Raw genomic sequence first — 18326 nt, 5'->3', positions numbered from 1 at the left:
CGGCCCCGCCCTCACGCCGTGCCCGGGCCCGGCCCCATGTCCTCGGCGGCCGGCAGCGCCTGCGGGCGGGCGGGCACCTCGGCGCGTCCGGGCGCGGGCGCGGTGCTGATCCGCGGCAGCGCGTAGGGGTGCTCGCGGCGCAACCAGGCGATCATCTCCTCGCGCACCATGCAGCGCAGGGCCCAGATGTCATCGGCGTTGCCGGCCGTCAGCAGCGCCCGCACCTCGACCGTGGTGGGCGTGGTGTCCGTGACCACCAGGTTCCAGGCCCGCTCGTCCCACTCGAGGGACGCCTTGAGTATGTCGTGCAGGTGTTCGCGCATCAGATCGACGGGGGCGGCGTGGTCCAGGTGGAAGAAGACGGTGCCCGTCATCCGGGGATCGCCCCGCGACCAGTTCTCGAACGGCTTGCTGGTGAAGTACGACACCGGCATGGTCAGGCGCCGCTCGTCCCAGGTGCGCACCACCAGATAGGTCAGCGTGATCTCCTCGACGGTGCCCCACTGCCCCTCGACCACGACCGTGTCGCCGATGCGCACCATGTCGCCGAAGGCGATCTGCAGCCCGGCGAAGAGGTTGCCCAGCGTCGACTGGGCGGCGATGCCGGCGACGATGCCGATGACGCCGGCCGAGGCCAGCAGGGACGCGCCCGCCGTCCGCATGGCCGGGAAGGTCAGCAGCATGGCGGCCACCGCGACCACCATCACCGCGGCGGCCACCACCCGCTGGATCAGCGTGACCTGCGTCCGCACCCGTCGCACCCGCGCCGGGTCCTGGGCGCCGGCGGCGTAGCGCGCGTAGGTGGCCTCGACCACGGCCGTGGCCACCCGGACGGCCAGCCAGGCGCAGGCCCCGATGAGCACCAGCGTCAGCACCTGCTCCGCGACCGCCGCGTGCCACGGGGACAGCTCCGCCGAGGGATAGCCCGCCCGCAGCAGCGCCGCACACAGCACCAGCCGCACCGGCACCCGGCAGCGGCCCAGCAGCCCCCACAGCGGCGTCTCCGGGTGGCGCTGCCCGATCCGGCGCACCACCTGGTCCGCGACCCAGCCCGCCAGCAGTGTGATCACCACCGCCGCGCCGACCACCGCGAGGGGACGCAGTATGTGCTCCATGGGCACCTCCGCTCCTTCCGAACGTAGCTGGCACGATGGGGGCACGCTCCCCCAGCCCGATGCCGGGGGTGCCCCCACAGCTGTAAGGAAGTGACCTCCAGTGGCGTCCCCTACCACGATCGTCCTTTTTCATTCGGCCTACGGACTGCGGCCCGCGGTCCACGCCGCCGCCGACCGCCTGCGCGCCGCCGGGCACGAGGTGCACACACCGGACCTCTACGAGGGCCGCACGGCCGAGACCGTCGAGGACGGCATGGCCATCAAGGACGAGATCGGCCATGAGGAGCTGCTGCGCCGCGCCGTGACCGCCGTCGCGCCGCTGTCCGACCGGGGGCTGGTCTACGCGGGGTTCTCCCTCGGCGGATCCATCGCGCAGAACCTGGCGCTGGGCGACGAGAAGGCGCGCGGCCTGCTGCTCCTGCACGGCACGTCGGACCTGGCCGAGGACGCGTCCGTGGACGAGCTGCCGGTGCAGCTGCACGTGGCGGACCCGGACCCGTTCGAGCCGCACGACTGGCTCACCGCGTGGTACCTGCGGATGCAGCGGGCGGGTGCGGACGTGGAGGTCCACCGCTACGCCGGTGCCGGGCACCTCTTCACGGACCCGGACCTCGCGGACTACGACGCGGAGGCCGCGGAGACCACGTGGAAGGTGGCGCTGGGCTTCCTGGAGGAGATCGCGGAGGCCCAGGCCTGAAACGGGGCTCCGCCCCGGACCCCCGCGATCGGGCCGGAGCCGGTCAGTACACCGGGTTGTGTACGCGCTCCACCTGCTGGGTTCCGGAACGGGTGCGGTAGGAGCGGGTCCAGGACGACGTCGCGGCCGGGTCGGTCTTGTCGGACAGGACGTAGTAGTCCATCTGCGCCCGCTCGGCGGTGACGTCGAGGACGCCGTAGCCGTGCGAGTCCATGTCGAGCCACTTCACATGGCGGTTGGCCGCCTTGATGGCGGTGGCGGCGGCCAGGGACACCGTGTGCGGTGCGACGTGCAGGACGTCGTCGAGGTTGTCGGAGGAGACGGAGGTGACCACGAACTCCGTGGCCACCGACGACGACAGCGGATAGGTCGCGGCCTTCTTCGGCACGTCGTTGGCCCAGGCCATGTGGATGTCGCCGGTCAGGAAGACGGTGTTGCGGATGGCCCGGTCGGCGAGGTGGGCGATCAGCTCGCGCCGGTCGTCGGTGTAGCCGTCCCACTGGTCGGCGTTGATGGTGATGCCGCCCGAGGGCAGCCCCAGCAGCTCGGCTATCGGCTCCAGCAGGTGGGAGGGCAGGGCGCCGAAGGCGACGGGGGAGATCATCACCGGGTTGCCCACCAGCCGCCAGGTGGTGTCGGAAGAGGCCAGGCCCGCCTTGAGCCAGTCCAGCTGGGCGCGGCCGGTGATCGTGCGCTCGGGGTCGTCCACCTTGCCGCTGCCGGCCTTCACCTGCTGCGAGCGGAAGGACCGCAGGTCCAGCAGGTGCAGGTCGGCCAGGCGGCCGAAGCGCAGCCGGCGGTAGGTGGTGCCCTGGACGGACGTGCGCACGGGCATCCACTCGAAGTAGGCCTGCTTGGCCGCGGCGAAGCGGGCCGCCCAGTCGCCCTCGGCGCCCGGGGTGTGGTTCTCCGCGCCCCCGGTCCAGGCGTCGTTGGCGAACTCGTGGTCGTCCCAGATGGCCACGATCGGGTGCGCGTGGTGCAGGGCCTGCAGGGCGGGGTCGGTCTTGTAGCGGCCGTGGCGGGTGCGGTAGTCGGCGAGGGTGACGATCTCGTGCGCCGGGGCGTGCGGCCGGACGGTGTACTTGGCCTTCGGGTATTCGCCGGAGGCGTACTCGTAGATGTAGTCGCCGAGGTGGAACACCGCGTCCAGGTCGCGGCGTTCGGCGAGGTGGCGGTAGGCGGAGAAGTGGCCCGACTCCCAGTTGGCGCAGGAGACCACGCCGAAGCGGACGCCCGCCGTGGCCGCGTCGTGGGCGGGCGTGGTGCGGGTGCGGGCGGCGGGGGAGTGGACGCGGTCACCGCCGTCAGCGGCGACCGAGAATCTGAAGTGGTAGCCGGTGGCGGGGCGCAGGCCGCGCACGTCCGCCTTGACGGTGTGGTCGGTGGCGGCGGACGCGGTGACCGTGCCGTGGGCGACGACGCGGGCGAAGGCGGCGTCCTCGGCCACCTGCCAGGTGACCTCGACGGCCGGCCCGCGCCCCGAGCCGGGCACGGCGTCGGGGGTGGGCGTGACGCGGGTCCACAGCAGGACGCCGTCGGGCAGCGGGTCGCCGGAGGCGACGCCGTGCAGGAAGGCGGGGCGGAGGCCGGCCGGGGCGGTCGGAGTGGTCGGAGTGGTGGAGTCGGCCAGGGCGGCCGGCGCGGAGGCCAGCGGCAGCAGGGCGGCCGTCGCGGTGACCGCGGCGGCCGAGACGGCAGAGCGTCGCGATATGTCGTGGGATGTCACGAGCCGTCACTTTACTGGCCGGTACGACCGGCGGTAAGGCCGCGGGCGGGCGGAAACCCAAGTGTTCGCCCGCCCGTCGCCCCGGTGACGGCGACGCGCCCCGGCGGCCCTACTTCTGGAGCGACTTGTCGACCAGGGCGGTGAACTCCTCGGGGGCCCGCGGCGCCTGGCCCTGCTCGTTGGCCAGGACCTTGCCGTTGAGCTTGAGGCCCGGGGTGCCCTGGAGCTCCTTGCCCTGCCCGACGAACGTGTCGAAGCTGGCGGACATCTCCAGCGCCCACTTGTCGTAGGTGCCGTCCTTGACGTCCTTCTCGAACGCGGCGTTGCCCTTGAGCTCCTTGACCTCCCCGGCGATCGACAGGAGCTTGGAGTCGTCGGAGAAGGCGTCGTCCCGCTCGTCGGGGTGGTTCTTCTTGTCGAAGAGGGCCTTCTTGTAGTCCAGGAACGCCTGCGGGCCGACGTTGAGCGCCGCGCCGAGCGCGCTCAGCGCGTTCTTCGAGCCCGAGCCCTTGATCATCGGGTTGCGGTCAAGGAAGGTGCCCATCCGGTACTGCACCTTGTACTTGCCGTCCTTGAGGTCCTTCAGCACGGTCTCGCCGACGGTCTGCTCGAAGCCCGAGCAGACGGGGCAGCGCATGTCCTCGAAGACCTCGAGGGTGTTCTTCGCGTCCTGCTTGCCGAGGACGACCGAGGTGCCCTTGTCGCCGGTGGAGTTGGCGGGCTTCCTGAACTCGCGCTTCTTGGCCGCGCTCTCCCAGTCCTCGCTGCTGACCTTGTTGTTCTTGCTGCCGTCGGTGGCCTTGGTCAGGGCCACGCCGGCGCCGGCGGCTATCGCGAGGACGGCCACGATGGCGCCGCCGACCAGGAGCTGACGGCGCGTCTTGTCCTTCTTCGCCTGGCGTTCGCGCTCGGCGCGCAGCCGCTCGCGCGCGGCGGCCTTGTTCTGCGGAGTGTTGCGGTTGCTCATGATGTCGCTCCGTGAAAGTACGGGAAAGGGACCGGTGGTGTGCTCAGACGGATGCCGGGCACAGCGGCGGTCCCCGCCGGACGACGGAGTGGACGAGCAGGGGCAGCGCACGGGAGGGGAGGGTGTCGCGTACGGGCCGCGGGAGCGCCCCGTGCGGACGGGTGCGGGCGCCGAGCGCGGCGACGGCCAGCAGCAGGGGCCGGAAGGCGAACGAGGCCACCGCGCGCAGCAGCCGGCCCAGCGCCACCTCGCCGCGGCGCAGCCAGGCGGCGGCCAGCAGGCCGACGGCGACGTGCGCGGCCAGCAGCAGCCAGGGGGTGGCGGAGTGGGTGGCGGCGCCGCTCGCGAGCGGGTCGGCGCCGCTGCGGGCGGCCATGCGGGCCAGCGGGGTGCCGAAGTCGCCGCCGCGGCAGACCAGATCGACGCCCATCGAGCGCAGCGGGCCGGCGACGGGGCCGCCGGCCTGGCCGTAACAGGCGTGCTGGCCGGTGGTGAAGACGGTGTCCGCGGCCAGCTCCAGCGGAACCAGCAGGGCGGCTATCGACCAGTAGCCGCGCTCGCGGCCGGCCAGCGCATAGGCGATCGCGAAGACCGCCGCCGACAGCACGGCGACCGTGGGCAGCGGCAACGGCATGCGCGACAACAGCACATGGGAGGCCGAGGACAGGGTGACGCACAGCGCGGTGAACAGCGCTGCGCGCAGCGTCCTGTACCGAACTCCCGTCCCCTCCATGACGCCGAAGTCTGCCACGGCATCAGGGAGGTGTCGTGTCAAGATTCGGCATCGTTGAGGGGACGGTCGCCGGTGCCGCCGGCGGGGGCGGCTACTTCAGCATCTTCTCGATCGCCGGGGTGAACTGCTGCGGGGTCATCGGGACGCCCTTGCCGTTCACGGTCTCGACCTCGAGCTTCTTGCCGTCGACCTTCAGGGTGGGGGTGCCGGTGACGTCCTTGGCCTTGTCGAAGGAGTCGGACACCTCCAGCGCCCACTTGTCGAAGGTGCCGTCCTTGACGTTCTTCTCGAACGTGGCGTTGCCCTTGAGGGCGGGGACCTGCCGGGCGACCTTCAGCAGGGCGTCGTCCTCGGCGTAGTCGTCCTTGGTCTCCTCGGGGTGGTTGGCCTTGGAGTACAGCGCCTTGTTGTAGGCCGAGAAGGCCTCGGGGCTCACGTTCAGGGCGGCGCCGAGCGCGCTGAGGGCGTTCTTCGAACCGGTGCCGGCGATCTGCGGGTTCCGGTCGAGGAAGGTCCCGACGTGGTACGACAGCTTGTACTTGCCGTCCTTGACGTCCTTGTCGATCGTCTCGCCGACGTTCTGCTCGAAGACCGAGCAGATCGGGCAGCGCATGTCCTGGTAGATCTCCAGGGTGTGCTTGGCGTCCTTCTTGCCGATGACGATCTCGGTGCCCTTGTCGCCGGCGGTGTTGGCGGGCTTGACGAGGCTGCTGTCCGCCGCGGCCTTCCAGGCGGCGTTGGTGGACTTGCCGCTGCTGCCGCTGCCGCCCAGCTGGCTCACGCCGTAGGCGATGCCGCCGGCTATGGCGAGGATGCCGACGACCGCGCCGCCGACGACGAGCTGGCGGCGGGCCTTCTCCTTCTTGGCCTGGGCCTCGCGCTCGGCACGCAGCCGCTCGCGCGCGGTCTGCTTGTTCTCCCAGGTGTTGCGCTTGCTCATGGTGATGCTTCTCCGTGGTGCTCTGTGCGGTGTGTTCTCTACTGCTCAGCCGAGGGCGGGGCGAAGCGGAGGACCGCGCCGGACGACGGAGTGGAGAAGCGGAGTGCGGGGCCGGGCCGTGCGCGCGGGGCGCGGGGGCCGTACGGGCGCCCCCTCGGGGCGGGCGTACGCGCCGAGCGCGGCGGCGGCCAGCAGCAGCGGGCGGAAGGCGCACGCGGCGGCCGCCCGCAGCAGCCTGCCGAGCGCCGCCTCGCCGCGGCGCAGCCAGGCGGCGGCCACGAGGCCCACCGTGACGTGGCCGGCGAGCAGCAGCCAGGGGGCCGCGCCCGGGGTGGCGACCCCCGCCAGGGGGCCGCCCATGCTGCCGCTGCACAGCCAGGTCAGCGCTCCGGGGGCCGGGTGCCCCCCGGAGCCGTAGCAGGTGTCCTGGCCGGTGGTGAAGAGCGCCCCGGAGGCCAGCTCCAGGGGCACCAGCAGGGCCGCGATGCGCCAGTAGCCGCGCTCGGCGCCCGCCAGGGCGTAGGCGAGCGCGAAGACGGCGGCGCCGGCCGCGGCGACGGCGGAGGCGGGCAGGGTCCGGCCGGACAGCAGCACGTGCGAAGCGGCGGACAGCAGGACGCACAGCGCTGAGAACAGCGCCGCGCGCAGTGCCCGCAGCCGTGCCGCCGATATGTCCATGAGGCCCGAGTGTGCCATGCCGTGCGGTGAGCCCCGGCTAAAGGCCCGGGATCCTGCCGTTGCGGAAGAGGTCCACGAAGATCTGGTGGTCCGCGCGGGCCCGGGCGCCGTAGGTGTGGGCGAAGTCCACCAGGAGCTCGGCGAAGCCCTCCTCGTCGGCGGCGATCACGGCGTCGATGGCCCGCTCGGTGGAGAAGGGCACCAGCGAGTGGCCGCTCTGGTCGTCCGCCGCGGCGTGCATGGTGGCGGTGGCGCGGCCCAGGTCGGCGACGACGGCCGCGATCTGGGCGGGGTCGTCGATGTCCGACCAGTCGAGGTCGACCGCGTAGGGGGAGACCTCGGCGACCAGCTGTCCGTAGCTCCTGCCGTCCTCCTGGAGCTCCGTCCAGCCCAGCCACGGGTCGGCGTGCGCCTGCAGGGCCCGCTGGGAGATGACCGTGCGGTGGCCCTCGTGCTGGAAGTAGCCGCGCACCCGGGGGTCGGTGACGTGCCGGGAGACCGCCGGGGTCTGCGCCTGCTTCATGTAGATGACGACATCGTTCTCCAGGGCGTCGCTGTTGCCCTCCAGGAGGATGTTGTACGAGGGCAGCCCGGCACTGCCGATGCCGATGCCGCGGCGGCCGACGACGTCCTTGACGCGGTAGGAGTCGGGGCGGGCCAGGCTGGTGTCCGGGAGGGTCTCCAGGTAGCCGTCGAAGGCCGCGAGGATCTTGTAGCGGGTGGCCGCGTCGAGCTCGATGGAGCCGCCGTCGGGGAGGAAGCGGCGGTCGAAGTCCCGGATCTCCGTCATCGTGGCGAGCAGCCCGAAGCGGGTCATCGACCGGGCCTCGCGCAGCGCGTCCAGCAGCGGGCCGCCGGCGGTGTCCAGGGTGAAGGGCGGCAGCTCGTCGTTGCTGGCGCCGATGGCCAGGGCGTGGACGCGCTCCCGGTAGGCGGCGGCGTAGATCCGCACCAGCTCGCCGATCTTCTCGTCGCTCAGCGCCTTGGTGTAGCCGAGCAGGGCCACGGAGGCCGCGAAGCGCTTGAGGTCCCAGGTGAAAGGGCCCACATAGGCTTCGTCGAAATCATTGACGTTGAAGACCAGCCGGCCGTTGGCGTCCATGTACGTGCCGAAGTTCTCGGCGTGCAGATCGCCGTGGATCCACACCCGGCTCGTACGGTCGTCCAGGTAGGGGCCGGCGTCGCGCTCGTGCTCCAGGTCGGAGTAGAACAGGCAGGCCGTGCCCCGGTAGAACGCGAAGGCGGAGGCGGCCATCTTCCGGAATTTGACCCGGAAGGCGGCAGGGTCGGCCGCGAGCAGCTCCCCGAAAGCGGTGTCGAAGACGGCGAGGATCTCCTCGCCTCGCTGCGTGGCCCGGTCGTGCTCGGTCGCCATCGCGGGGTCCTCCTGGGGTGGGGCATGGAACGAACGTGAGTGCTGTCGTGCTCAACGCGTGAGGGTACCGGCGCGTGCCCGCGGCTGTCGGTGGGGGCCGGTAACCTTCGAAGCTGTCCCCGCCGACCCGCTGCCCCACCCCCCGGAGGTCGTCCACCGTGGCCAAGACGCCGTTCACGCACCTGCACGTCCACACCCAGTACTCCCTGCTGGACGGTGCCGCGCGGCTCAAGGACATGTTCAATGCCTGCAATGAGATGGGCATGACACACATCGCCATGTCCGACCACGGCAACCTCCACGGCGCCTACGACTTCTTCCACTCCGCCCAGAAGGCCGGGATCACCCCGATCATCGGCATCGAGGCGTACGTGGCCCCCGAGTCGCGGCGCAACAAGCGCAGGATCCAGTGGGGCCAGCCGCACCAGAAGCGGGACGACGTCTCCGGTTCGGGTGGTTACACCCACAAGACGATCTGGGCGGCCAACGCCACCGGTTTGCACAACCTCTTCCGGCTGTCCTCCGACGCCTACGCCGAGGGCTGGCTGACCAAGTGGCCCCGGATGGACAAGGAGACCATCAGCCAGTGGTCCGAGGGGCTGATCGCCTCTACCGGCTGCCCCTCCGGCGAGCTGCAGACCAGGCTGCGCCTCGGCCAGTTCGACGAGGCCCTGAAGTCCGCCTCCGAGTACCAGGACATCTTCGGCAAGGACCGCTACTTCCTCGAGCTGATGGACCACGGCATCGAGATCGAGCGCCGGGTCCGCGACGGACTGCTGGAGATCGGCAAGAAGCTCGGCATCCCGCCCCTGGTCACCAACGACTCGCACTACACCTACGCGCACGAGGCGACCGCCCACGACGCCCTGCTGTGCATCCAGACCGGCAAGAACCTCTCCGACCCCGACCGCTTCCGTTTCGACGGCTCGGGCTATTACCTGAAGTCCACGGACGAGATGTACGCCATCGACGCCTCGGACGCCTGGCAGGAGGGGTGCGCCAACACCCAGCGGGTCGCCGAGCAGATCGACACCGAGGGCATGTTCCAGTTCCGGAACCTGATGCCCAAGTTCGACATCCCCGAGGGCTACACCGAGGTCACCTGGTTCCGCGAGGAGACCATGCGGGGCATGCACCGCCGCTTCCCCGGCGGCATCCCCGAGGACCGCATGAAGCAGGTCGAGTACGAGATGGACACCATCATCTCGATGGGCTTCCCGGGCTACTTCCTCGTGGTCGCCGACTTCATCATGTGGGCCAAGAAGCAGGGCATCGCGGTCGGCCCCGGCCGGGGCTCCGCGGCCGGCTCGATCGTCGCGTACGCCCTGGGCATCACCGACCTCGACCCCATCCCGCACGGCCTGATCTTCGAGCGGTTCCTGAACCCCGAGCGCATCTCCATGCCCGATGTCGACATCGACTTCGACGAGCGCAGGCGCGCCGAGGTGATCCGGTACGTCACCGAGAAGTACGGCGCCGACAAGGTCGCCATGATCGGCACCTACGGCACCATCAAGGCCAAGAACGCCATCAAGGACTCCGCCCGCGTCCTGGGCTACCCCTACGCGATGGGTGACCGCCTCACCAAGGCGATGCCCGCCGACGTCCTCGGCAAGGGCATCCCGCTCTCCGGCATCCTCGACCCCAAGCACCCGCGCTACAGCGAGGCCGGCGAGATCCGGGGGATGTACGAGAACGAGCCGGACGTCAAGAAGGTCATCGACACCGCCATGGGCGTCGAGGGCCTGGTCCGGCAGATGGGTGTGCACGCGGCCGGCGTGATCATGTCCAGCGAGACGATCACCGACCACGTCCCCGTCTGGGTCCGCCACTCCGACGGCGTGACCATCACCCAGTGGGACTACCCGAGCTGTGAGTCGCTCGGCCTGCTGAAGATGGACTTCCTCGGCCTGCGCAACCTCACGATCATGGACGACGCCGTCAAGATGGTGAAGGCCAACAAGGGGATCGACATCGATCTCCTGAGCCTGCCGCTCGACGACCCCACGACCTTCGAGCTGCTCCAGCGCGGCGACACCCTCGGCGTCTTCCAGTTCGACGGCGGGCCCATGCGGTCCCTGCTGCGGCTGATGAAGCCCGACAACTTCGAAGACATCTCCGCCGTGTCCGCCCTGTACCGGCCGGGCCCGATGGGCATGAACTCGCACACGAACTACGCCCTGCGCAAGAACAAGCAGCAGGAGATCACCCCGATCCACCCGGAGCTGGAGAAGCCCCTCGAGGAGGTCCTGGCCGTCACCTACGGCCTGATCGTCTACCAGGAGCAGGTCCAGAAGGCCGCCCAGATCATCGCCGGGTACTCGCTCGGCGAGGCCGACATCCTCCGCCGCGTCATGGGCAAGAAGAAGCCCGAGGAGCTGGCGAAGAACTTCGTCCTCTTCCAGGAGGGCGCCCGCAAGAAGGGCTACACCGACGAGGCCATCCAGGCCCTGTGGGACGTGCTGGTCCCCTTCGCCGGCTACGCCTTCAACAAGGCCCACTCCGCCGCGTACGGCCTGGTCTCGTACTGGACGGCCTACCTCAAGGCCAACCACCCCGCCGAGTACATGGCCGCCCTGCTGACCTCGGTCAAGGACGACAAGGACAAGTCCGCGACCTACCTCAACGAGTGCCGCCGCATGGGCATCAAGGTGCTCCCGCCGAACGTCAACGAGTCGGAGTCCAACTTCGCCGCCCAGGGCGACGACGTGATCCTCTTCGGCCTCACCGCCGTCCGCAACGTCGGCGCCAACGTCGTCGACTCGATCATCCGCTGCCGCAAGTCCAAGGGGAAGTACACCTCCTTCCCCGACTTCCTCGACAAGGTCGAGGCCGTCGTCTGCAACAAGCGCACCGTCGAATCGCTGATCAAGGCCGGCGCCTTCGACGAGATGGGGCACACCCGCAAGGGCCTCACCGCGCACTACGAACCGATGATCGACAACGTGGTGCAGGTCAAGCGCAAGGAGGCCGAGGGACAGTTCGACCTCTTCGGCGGCATGGGCGAGGAGGACAGCAGCGAGCCGGGCTTCGGGCTCGACGTGGAGTTCTCCGACCTCGAGTGGGAGAAGTCCTACCTGCTCGCCCAGGAGCGCGAGATGCTCGGCCTCTACGTCTCCGACCACCCGCTGTTCGGCATCGAGCACGTCCTGAACGACAAGGCCGACGCCTCGATCTCCCAGCTCACCGGCGGTGAGCACGCCGACGGCGCGATCGTCACCATCGGCGGCATCATCTCCGGCCTGCAGCGCAAGATGACCAAGCAGGGCAACGCCTGGGCCATCGCCACCGTCGAGGACCTCGCCGGCTCCATCGACTGCATGTTCTTCCCCGCCACCTACCAGCTGGTCTCCACCCAGCTCGTCGAGGACGCCGTCGTCTTCGTCAAGGGCCGGCTCGACAAGCGCGAGGACATCCCCCGGCTGGTCGCCATGGAGCTGATGGTCCCCGACCTGTCCAACGCCGGCACCAACGCACCCGTGATCATCACCATCCCCACCGTGAAGGTCACCCCGCCGATGGTCGAGCGGCTCGGCCAGGTCCTCACCCACCACCGCGGCTCCACCGAGGTGCGGATCAAGCTCCAGGGCCCGCGGAAGACCACCGTCCTGCGCCTGGACCGGCACCGGGTCACCCCGGACCCGGCGCTCTTCGGCGACCTGAAGCAGCTGCTCGGCCCGTCCTGCCTGGCCGGCTGAGCCCGCACCCGGCCGTACACCGGCCCTGAGGAACGCGCGAGGGGCGCGCCCGCTTCAAGCGGGCGCGCCCCTCAAACGCACCTAAGCGCCGGTCAGTTGTGGCCGAACCGCTTCTGGCGGCCCTTGCGCGCCATGTCGCCAGGGGTGACCTGGGACTGCCGCTGCTCCGTCTGCTGCTCCATCGAGGAGCTCTTGGCCTGCTGCTGCCCGCGTTCGGCGGCGCTCGACGACTGTGGCTGCTTCCGGTTCTTGTTCTTGGCCATGCTGAAGTGCCTCCGCATCGGGATGACCCCCTCGATTCACCCTCCCACGCAGCGGCCAAACGTGCATTTCGGGTAATTACCGTGGGTGACAGGGGTACTTATCGGCCGTGGCCCGTATCCGCCACGCCGAAGATCCAGTTCGGACTGATAACCCCCGCGCGGTCGGGCAGACTCCTGGGAAAGCCAAAGGAGACCGGGGCACGCCTGTGCCGGGGGGCCGCACTTCTGAACTCACGGAAAGAGGGTGGAACGTGGACCGCTGCGTCGTCCTGGTGGACGCCGGGTATCTTCTGGGCGCCGCCGCGAGCCTACTGGCCGGGGAACCCGCCCGGTCCCGCATCACCGTCGACCACGCGACCCTCATCCAAGGCCTGCGCGAACGCGCCGAGGCCGACACCCAGCGGCCGCTGCTGCGCATCTACTGGTTCGACGGCGCCCCCGACCGCGTGCCCCAGCCCGAGCACCGCCGGCTGCGCGTGATGTCCCGCGTCACCGTCCGGCTCGGCGCCCTGACCCGCAGCGACGGCCGCTGGGCCCAGAAGGGCGTCGACGCGGCCATGCACGCCGAGCTCACCGAGCTCGCCCGCAACCGCGCCTGCTCCGACATCGTGCTCGTCACCGGCGACGGCGACCTGCTCCCGGGTTTGATGTCCGCCAAGGAACACGGCGTCGCCGTCCACCTGTGGGCCGTCCAGGCCGCCGACGGCGACTACAACCAGTCCGAGGACCTCGTCGCCGAGGCCGACGAGCGGCGCGTCCTGGACCGTACGTGGATCACCCGGGCGGTACGCGCCAAGGAACTCACCGGCATCTGCGCCCCCCAGCCCGCCCCCGGGCCCGAGATCGCCGCCATCCTCTCCGCGCCGCTGCCCGAGACCGCGGCCGCTGCCGCCGCCGCGGCGAGCCGTACGGCCGACGCCCGCCCGGCCGCCGAGCGCAACGGCACCCGCCCCGCGGCCACCGCCACCGCCCCCTGCACCTCCCCCGAGCGCGGCGCCGACTCCCCCGCGGTACGGGGCGTGCCCACCCCCAAGGACCTCGCCGGCCTGGGTCGCGGCCCCGCCGCCGGCGCCCCCCAGCCCGCAGCCGCACAGTCCGCCGCCTCGGGAGCGTCCGCGACCCCCAGCGCCACGCTGCGCTGGTCCTCCGACAAGGGCTGGGTCGAGCGCGGCGCCGGCAACGGCCTCGGGGAGCCCCCCGAAACCGCCTCCCTGCCCATGCTCGCCCAGCTCACCAGCGCCGAGCAGCGGTGGGCCGACCGCGAGGAGGACATCACCACCGTCGGCGGCGACCCCTTCGAGGTCGGCCAGGTCTTCGCCCGCCGCTGGACCGAGCGCATCACCGACTCCATCCACCTCCAGCACCTGTCCACCGAGTACCCGCGCATCCCGCACCGCATCGACGGCGAGCTCCTGCGCTACGCCGCCCGCTTCGGTCTCCTCGCCCACAAGGACGACCAGATCGACGAGCACGACCGCTACGCGATCCGCGCCGGCTTCTGGCGCGAGATCGACGCCCGCACCGCCGCGGAACACGCTCCCGCCGGGGACTGAGCCCGTGCGCGGCGACGGGGCGCCCGGCGAGCGGCGCCACCGGTGGCCGGAGGAGGCCCCCGGAGCACGCCGCAGGCGCCGGGGCGCGTACCCTCATAGCTCGTGAGGATGGGCGCGAAACAGGCGGAGCGGGGGTCCCCGGGGCGATCGGGGGACGGCGTGGTGTGCGCCGTGCGCGGCCTCGTCAAGACCTACCCCGCCGCGCGCGGCCGGCGCGGTGCGCCCGGCGCCGCCGCCGTGCGGGCCAGCGACCGCATCGACCTCGACGTCCGGCGCGGTGAGATCTTCGGCCTCCTGGGCCCCAACGGCGCCGGCAAGACCACGCTCGTCCGCCAGCTCACGGGCCTGCTGCGCCCGGACGAGGGCAGCGTCGAGCTCCTCGGCCACGACCTCGTGCGCCACCCCGAGCGCGCCGCCCGCCTCGTCGGCTACCTCGGCCAGGAGTCGACCGCGCTGGACGAGCTGACCGTGTCCCTGGCCGCCGAGACCACCGGCCGGCTGCGCGGCCTGGACCTGCGCGCCGCCCGCGCCGAGCGCGACGCCGTCCTCGAGGAGCTCGGGCTCACCGCGATCGCCGGCCGCCCGCTCAAGAAGCTCTCCGGTGGCCAGCGCCGCCTCGCCTGCTTCGCCGCCGCCCTGGTCGGCGAGCGGCCCCTGCTCGTCCTGGACGAGCCGACCACCGGCATGGACCCCGTGGCCCGCCGGGCCGTCTGGGCCGCCGTGGACCGCCGGCGCGCCGAGCGCGGCACCACGGTGCTGCTGGTCACCCACAACGTCATCGAGGCCGAGACTGTGCTGGACCGGGTCGCGGTGCTCGAACACGGGCGGATCATCGCCTGCGACACCCCGGCCGGGCTCAAGGAGCTCGTCGGGGACGAGGTACGGGTCGACCTCGTCTGGCGCGGCGAGCCGCCGCTGGACGTCCCGGAGGTCGCCGCGCTGCGCGACGCCGCCCACGAGACGGGCCGCCGGTGGTCGCTGCGGCTCGCCCCTGCCGAGGCCCGCGCCGCCGTCGCCGCCGTGACCGGGGGGCCCGCGTTCGCCGCCCTCGACGACTTCACGTTGGCCACGCCCAGCCTGGAGGACGTCTATCTGGCGCTGGGCGGCGGCCGCGCCCAGGGACTGGTCAAGGCATGAGGGGCGCCGGCGTGAAGGCCGAACCGAACAGGAGCTGTGCCGCGTGAGTGCCGTATCCGCAGAGGCGGTGCCCGGGCAGGCCCGGGCGCAGGGCGGAACCCAGTCGTGGCCCGACGGCCAGGGGGCCGCACCGCTGGCCCCCCGGGCGCGGCTGCTGCCGGCGCTGGCGGCGGTCTACCGCGCGCAGCTCTCGCGAGCCCGCGTCGCGCGGATCCCGCTGCTGTTCGTGGCCACGTTCCAGTCCGTCGGCATCATGATCCTCATGCGGGGCGTCGTCGACGGCGGCGCCGAGGCGCGGGCGGTCGTGGCCGGCTCCAGCGTGCTGGTCGTCGCGTTCGTCGCGCTGAACCTGCTCGCCCAGTACTTCGGCCAGCTGCGCGCCAGCGGCGGCCTCGACCACTACGCGACGCTTCCGGTGCCGCCCGCGGCCGTCGTGCTGGGGGCGGCGGGGGCGTACGCCTCCTTCACCGCGCCCGGCACGCTGGTGACGGCGGTGGTCGGCAGCGTGCTGTTCAAGCTGTCGATGGTGCACCTGTGGGTGCTGGCCGCGGTGGTCCCGCTGTCCGGCGCGGCGCTGGCCGGGCTCGGCGCCGCCCTCGGACTGCTGGCGCCGCGCCAGGAGCTGGCGACGCTCTGCGGCCAGCTGGGCATGTCGGCGGCGCTGCTGCTGGGCGTGCTGCCGGCCGACCGCATGCCGGCGCCGATCGGCTACGCCCGTGACCTGCTGCCGTCCACCTACGGCGTGGAGGCGCTGGCGCGCAGCTTCGACGCGCACCCCGACTGGCTGCTGGTGGCGGCGGACCTGGGGGTGTGCGCGGCCGTCGGTGTGGTGTCGCTGGCCGTGGCGACCTGGGCCTACCGTCGGGCGGCCGTGCGGTGACGCGCCGCAGTGACCCTCCTGGCGCCGGGGCCCCGGCCCGCGCCTGGCACGATGGCAAGGTGACCGCACCGCTGACGCCGCATGACGACTCCTCCCCCGACCCCGCGCCCGCCGGCGCCGTGCCCTCGCCGGGCCCGGAGCTGCCGGAGGCGGTGCGGGACGAGGCGGCCCTGGCCCGGGCCGAGGAGACGCGCCTCGAGATGCGGGACGCCGCGATCGTCGCGGCGGCCGTCACGGTGGCCGGCGTCCTGCTGGGGCTGCTGTGGATGTGGCTGGCGCCGCGGGTGCCGCTGATCTCCGACGGCAAGGCCGTCTACCTCAAGAACACCGAAGGCGAGCAGGCCATCGGCGCGGACGGCTGGTTCGCGCTGCTGGGCCTGGCGTTCGGCGCGGTCAGTGCGACGGCGGTCTTCCTCTTCCGCCGGCGCGGCGGCATCGCCCTCGTGGTGGGCCTCGCGGCCGGCTCCCTGCTGGCCTCGGTGATCGGCTGGCGGCTGGGCGTCCGGCTGGGCCCGTCCTCCGACGTGGCCGCGCACGCGCGGGCCGTGGGCAAGGGCGTGGTCTTCGACGCACCGCTGAAGCTGGCCGCCAAGGGGATGCTGCTGGCGTGGCCGCTGGCGGCGATGGCCGTGCACCTGGGCCTCACGGCCCTGTTCGGGCCTCGCGACCCGGAGCCCGCTCTGGCGTGGGCGCCGGAGGCGCCGGAGGCGCCGCCGGAGTCCGACCGGGCCTAGGCCTTGGGGGCGGGGCGGGATGCCTTCTCCCCGCCCCGCCCTTTCACCGTTTCTTGTCCTCAAGCGCCGGACGGGCTGGGTGGTGCCGCCCCCGTTCCGGGCTGGGTGGTGCCGCGCCCGTTCCGAGCTGGATGGTGCCAGGCCCGTGCCGGGCTGGGTGGTGCCGGGCCCGTGCCGGGCTGGGTGGTGCCGCGCCCCCTTCCCGGGCTGGGTGGTGCCGCCCCCGTTCCGGGCTGGATGGTGCCGCCCCCCTTCCCGGCTGGATGGTGCCGCGCCGGGTTGCGTCGGCGGCTCCGCGCCGGGACGGTTGCGGCTGTCCTCAAACGCCGGACGGGCTGGGATCGCCGCGCCGGGTGTTGCTCCGGACGGGCTGGATCAGGCCGGCCTGCGGCCGTGGTTGGCGCGGCCCTTCTTCAGGCGCCAGCGGCGCTTGCGGGTGCGCTTCGACATGGGCGTCCCCTCCCTGGGCGGGACGCACGCGCGGCGGCCCGCCCCTTGGTCGTAGCGAAGGGACGGGCATCAGTCCAGCCCGGGCGCGGGCCAACGGTCAGGCCCGGGCGATCGGGGCGATCACCGCTTTCGTCAGAAGTGCCAGGTCGTCGGGGGAGAGCTCGACCTCCAGGCCGCGGCGACCGGCCGAGACGCAGATCGTGGCGTGCGCGCGGGCGGAGGCGTCCAGCGCCGTCGGCAGCCGCTTGCGCTGCCCCAGCGGGGAGATGCCGCCCCGGACGTACCCCGTGGTGCGCTCGGCGGCGGCCGGGTCGGCCATCGCCGCCCGCTTGCCGCCGACGGCCGCCGCCAGGGCCTTGAGGTCGAGCGAGCCCGAGACCGGCACGACGGCCACGGTCAGTGTGCCGTCCACGTCGGCCACCAGCGTCTTGAAGACGCGCCCCGGCTCGACGCCCAGGGCCTGGGCGGCCTCCTCGCCGTAGGAGGGCGCGGCCGGGTCGTGGTCGTAGGCGTGCACCGAGAAGGCGGTGCCCGCCTTCTCCAGGGCGACGATCGCCGGGGTCGCCCCCGACGCCTGCTGCTGCTTCTTCGGCTTCTTCGCCAAGGCCGGATTCCTCAGTTGGGGCTGGTGGGCCGCCGGGTGAGTTCGACGGCCGGCAGCGACGGGAGCTTACTGATCACCGCGGTCTCGGCGCGCAGCAGCCTGAGCTCCTCCGACAGCCGGGTCGCGGTGTCGGGGGCCTGCAGCAGCCGCTGCTTGACCGGGGTGTCCAGCACCGCCGCGGCCGCGACCAGATACGACAGCACCTGCGGCTCGCCGGGCAGGTCCGCCCGGCCCGCCAGCGACGCCTCGTTCGCCCCGGCCAGCCGCTTCTGGTACGCCCTGAACGCCCGGACAACGCCGGAGGCGAGCGCCCCGGCCCCCTCGCCCTGGCGCTCCTCGACGGTCTCCACCTCGCCCGTCAGATACGGCCCGGAGGCGTCGACGGACAGCAGCCGGAAGCGCGTCGTGCCGGTCGCCAGCACCTCGTACGTACCGTTCGGGCGCTCGCGGATGGTGGCCGCGTCCGCGACGCAGCCGACGGTGTGGAAGGCCTTCAGCGGGTCGGCGCCGAAGCCGGAGGCGGGCCCGGGCTCGGGGCGGTCCTCGTCGGGCAGGCCCGGTGCGCTGGGCGCCACCTCGTGGCCGTCGCGGATGGCGACCACCCCGAACCGGCGCTCGTCCTCCGGCCGCTTCTCCAAATCGCGCATCAGGGCGCGGTAGCGCTGCTCGAAGACGCTCAGCGGCAGCACGAGGCCGGGGAACAGCACCGAGTTCAGCGGGAAGAGGGGAAGGCGCGCGGTGGTCACGGCCGGTAAGCCTAATGGCCGGGCTGC

16 protein-coding genes are annotated in these 18326 nt (G+C 72.3%); 6 read left to right on the top strand and 10 right to left on the bottom strand.

Features of this window, described 5'->3' with window-relative positions; genetic code table 11:
* Nucleotides 1–11: 11 nt before the first annotated feature.
* A complete protein-coding gene (locus tag ACIGXW_RS01100) occupies nucleotides 12–1115 on the bottom strand; it encodes a mechanosensitive ion channel family protein (protein ID WP_399568589.1) in 1104 nt (367 codons plus the stop codon).
* Between the two features lie 100 nt (nucleotides 1116–1215).
* Between ACIGXW_RS01100 and ACIGXW_RS01095 the strand changes: the two genes are divergently transcribed.
* Nucleotides 1216–1812, top strand: a complete 597-nt coding sequence (locus tag ACIGXW_RS01095; protein WP_071963493.1) for a dienelactone hydrolase family protein — start codon at nucleotides 1216–1218, stop codon at nucleotides 1810–1812.
* 43 nt (nucleotides 1813–1855) lie between these two features.
* Here ACIGXW_RS01095 and ACIGXW_RS01090 read toward each other — a convergent pair whose 3' ends face one another.
* The 6 genes from ACIGXW_RS01090 to ACIGXW_RS01065 form a co-directional block, all read right to left on the bottom strand.
* The gene (locus ACIGXW_RS01090; RefSeq protein WP_399568586.1) at nucleotides 1856–3541 is read right to left on the bottom strand and encodes an alkaline phosphatase D family protein; all 1686 of its coding nucleotides are present in this window, start codon (nucleotides 3539–3541) and stop codon (nucleotides 1856–1858) included.
* A 109-nt stretch (nucleotides 3542–3650) separates the two neighbouring features.
* Nucleotides 3651–4508 (bottom strand): thioredoxin domain-containing protein, encoded by an 858-nt coding sequence (locus ACIGXW_RS01085; protein ID WP_399568583.1) that lies wholly within the window; start codon nucleotides 4506–4508, stop codon nucleotides 3651–3653.
* Nucleotides 4509–4551: 43 nt separating this feature from the next.
* The gene (locus tag ACIGXW_RS01080) at nucleotides 4552–5241 is read right to left on the bottom strand and encodes a hypothetical protein (RefSeq protein ID WP_071963503.1); all 690 of its coding nucleotides are present in this window, start codon (nucleotides 5239–5241) and stop codon (nucleotides 4552–4554) included.
* Between the two features lie 91 nt (nucleotides 5242–5332).
* Nucleotides 5333–6181 (bottom strand): thioredoxin domain-containing protein, encoded by an 849-nt coding sequence (locus ACIGXW_RS01075; RefSeq protein WP_399568580.1) that lies wholly within the window; start codon nucleotides 6179–6181, stop codon nucleotides 5333–5335.
* 45 nt (nucleotides 6182–6226) lie between these two features.
* Nucleotides 6227–6859, bottom strand: coding sequence for a hypothetical protein (locus ACIGXW_RS01070; protein ID WP_399568577.1), 633 nt, complete (start codon nucleotides 6857–6859; stop codon nucleotides 6227–6229).
* 37 nt (nucleotides 6860–6896) lie between these two features.
* A complete protein-coding gene (locus ACIGXW_RS01065; RefSeq protein ID WP_399568574.1) occupies nucleotides 6897–8234 on the bottom strand; it encodes a DUF2252 domain-containing protein in 1338 nt (445 codons plus the stop codon).
* A 158-nt stretch (nucleotides 8235–8392) separates the two neighbouring features.
* Between ACIGXW_RS01065 and dnaE the strand changes: the two genes are divergently transcribed.
* Nucleotides 8393–11932: a DNA polymerase III subunit alpha gene (gene dnaE / locus ACIGXW_RS01060; RefSeq protein WP_399568572.1), complete on the top strand. Its 3540-nt coding sequence runs from the start codon at nucleotides 8393–8395 to the stop codon at nucleotides 11930–11932.
* Between the two features lie 92 nt (nucleotides 11933–12024).
* On the opposite strand, the gene ACIGXW_RS01055 is transcribed toward dnaE, so the two are convergent.
* Nucleotides 12025–12195: a hypothetical protein gene (locus tag ACIGXW_RS01055; protein WP_177337925.1), complete on the bottom strand. Its 171-nt coding sequence runs from the start codon at nucleotides 12193–12195 to the stop codon at nucleotides 12025–12027.
* A gap of 251 nt (nucleotides 12196–12446) precedes the next feature.
* Between ACIGXW_RS01055 and ACIGXW_RS01050 the strand changes: the two genes are divergently transcribed.
* The 4 genes from ACIGXW_RS01050 (at nucleotide 12447) to ACIGXW_RS01035 (ending at nucleotide 16499) form a co-directional block, all read left to right on the top strand.
* A complete protein-coding gene (locus tag ACIGXW_RS01050; RefSeq protein WP_071963501.1) occupies nucleotides 12447–13748 on the top strand; it encodes an NYN domain-containing protein in 1302 nt (433 codons plus the stop codon).
* Between the two features lie 108 nt (nucleotides 13749–13856).
* Nucleotides 13857–14885: an ABC transporter ATP-binding protein gene (locus ACIGXW_RS01045; RefSeq protein ID WP_177337927.1), complete on the top strand. Its 1029-nt coding sequence runs from the start codon at nucleotides 13857–13859 to the stop codon at nucleotides 14883–14885.
* Nucleotides 14886–14928: 43 nt separating this feature from the next.
* Nucleotides 14929–15765: an ABC transporter permease gene (locus ACIGXW_RS01040; RefSeq protein WP_399568569.1), complete on the top strand. Its 837-nt coding sequence runs from the start codon at nucleotides 14929–14931 to the stop codon at nucleotides 15763–15765.
* A gap of 59 nt (nucleotides 15766–15824) precedes the next feature.
* Nucleotides 15825–16499, top strand: a complete 675-nt coding sequence (locus ACIGXW_RS01035; RefSeq protein WP_399568566.1) for a hypothetical protein — start codon at nucleotides 15825–15827, stop codon at nucleotides 16497–16499.
* Between the two features lie 547 nt (nucleotides 16500–17046).
* Here the strand turns inward: ACIGXW_RS01035 and ybaK are convergent.
* Nucleotides 17047–17553, bottom strand: coding sequence for a Cys-tRNA(Pro) deacylase (gene ybaK, locus ACIGXW_RS01030; RefSeq protein ID WP_071965896.1), 507 nt, complete (start codon nucleotides 17551–17553; stop codon nucleotides 17047–17049).
* A gap of 11 nt (nucleotides 17554–17564) precedes the next feature.
* A complete protein-coding gene (locus ACIGXW_RS01025; RefSeq protein WP_399568564.1) occupies nucleotides 17565–18299 on the bottom strand; it encodes an LON peptidase substrate-binding domain-containing protein in 735 nt (244 codons plus the stop codon).
* Between the last annotated feature and the right edge of the window lie 27 nt (nucleotides 18300–18326).

This window comes from Streptomyces sp. NPDC053079, from assembly GCF_044546695.1.
Taxonomy (GTDB): domain Bacteria; phylum Actinomycetota; class Actinomycetes; order Streptomycetales; family Streptomycetaceae; genus Streptomyces.
This window is presented reverse-complemented; position numbering and strand designations above follow the sequence as displayed.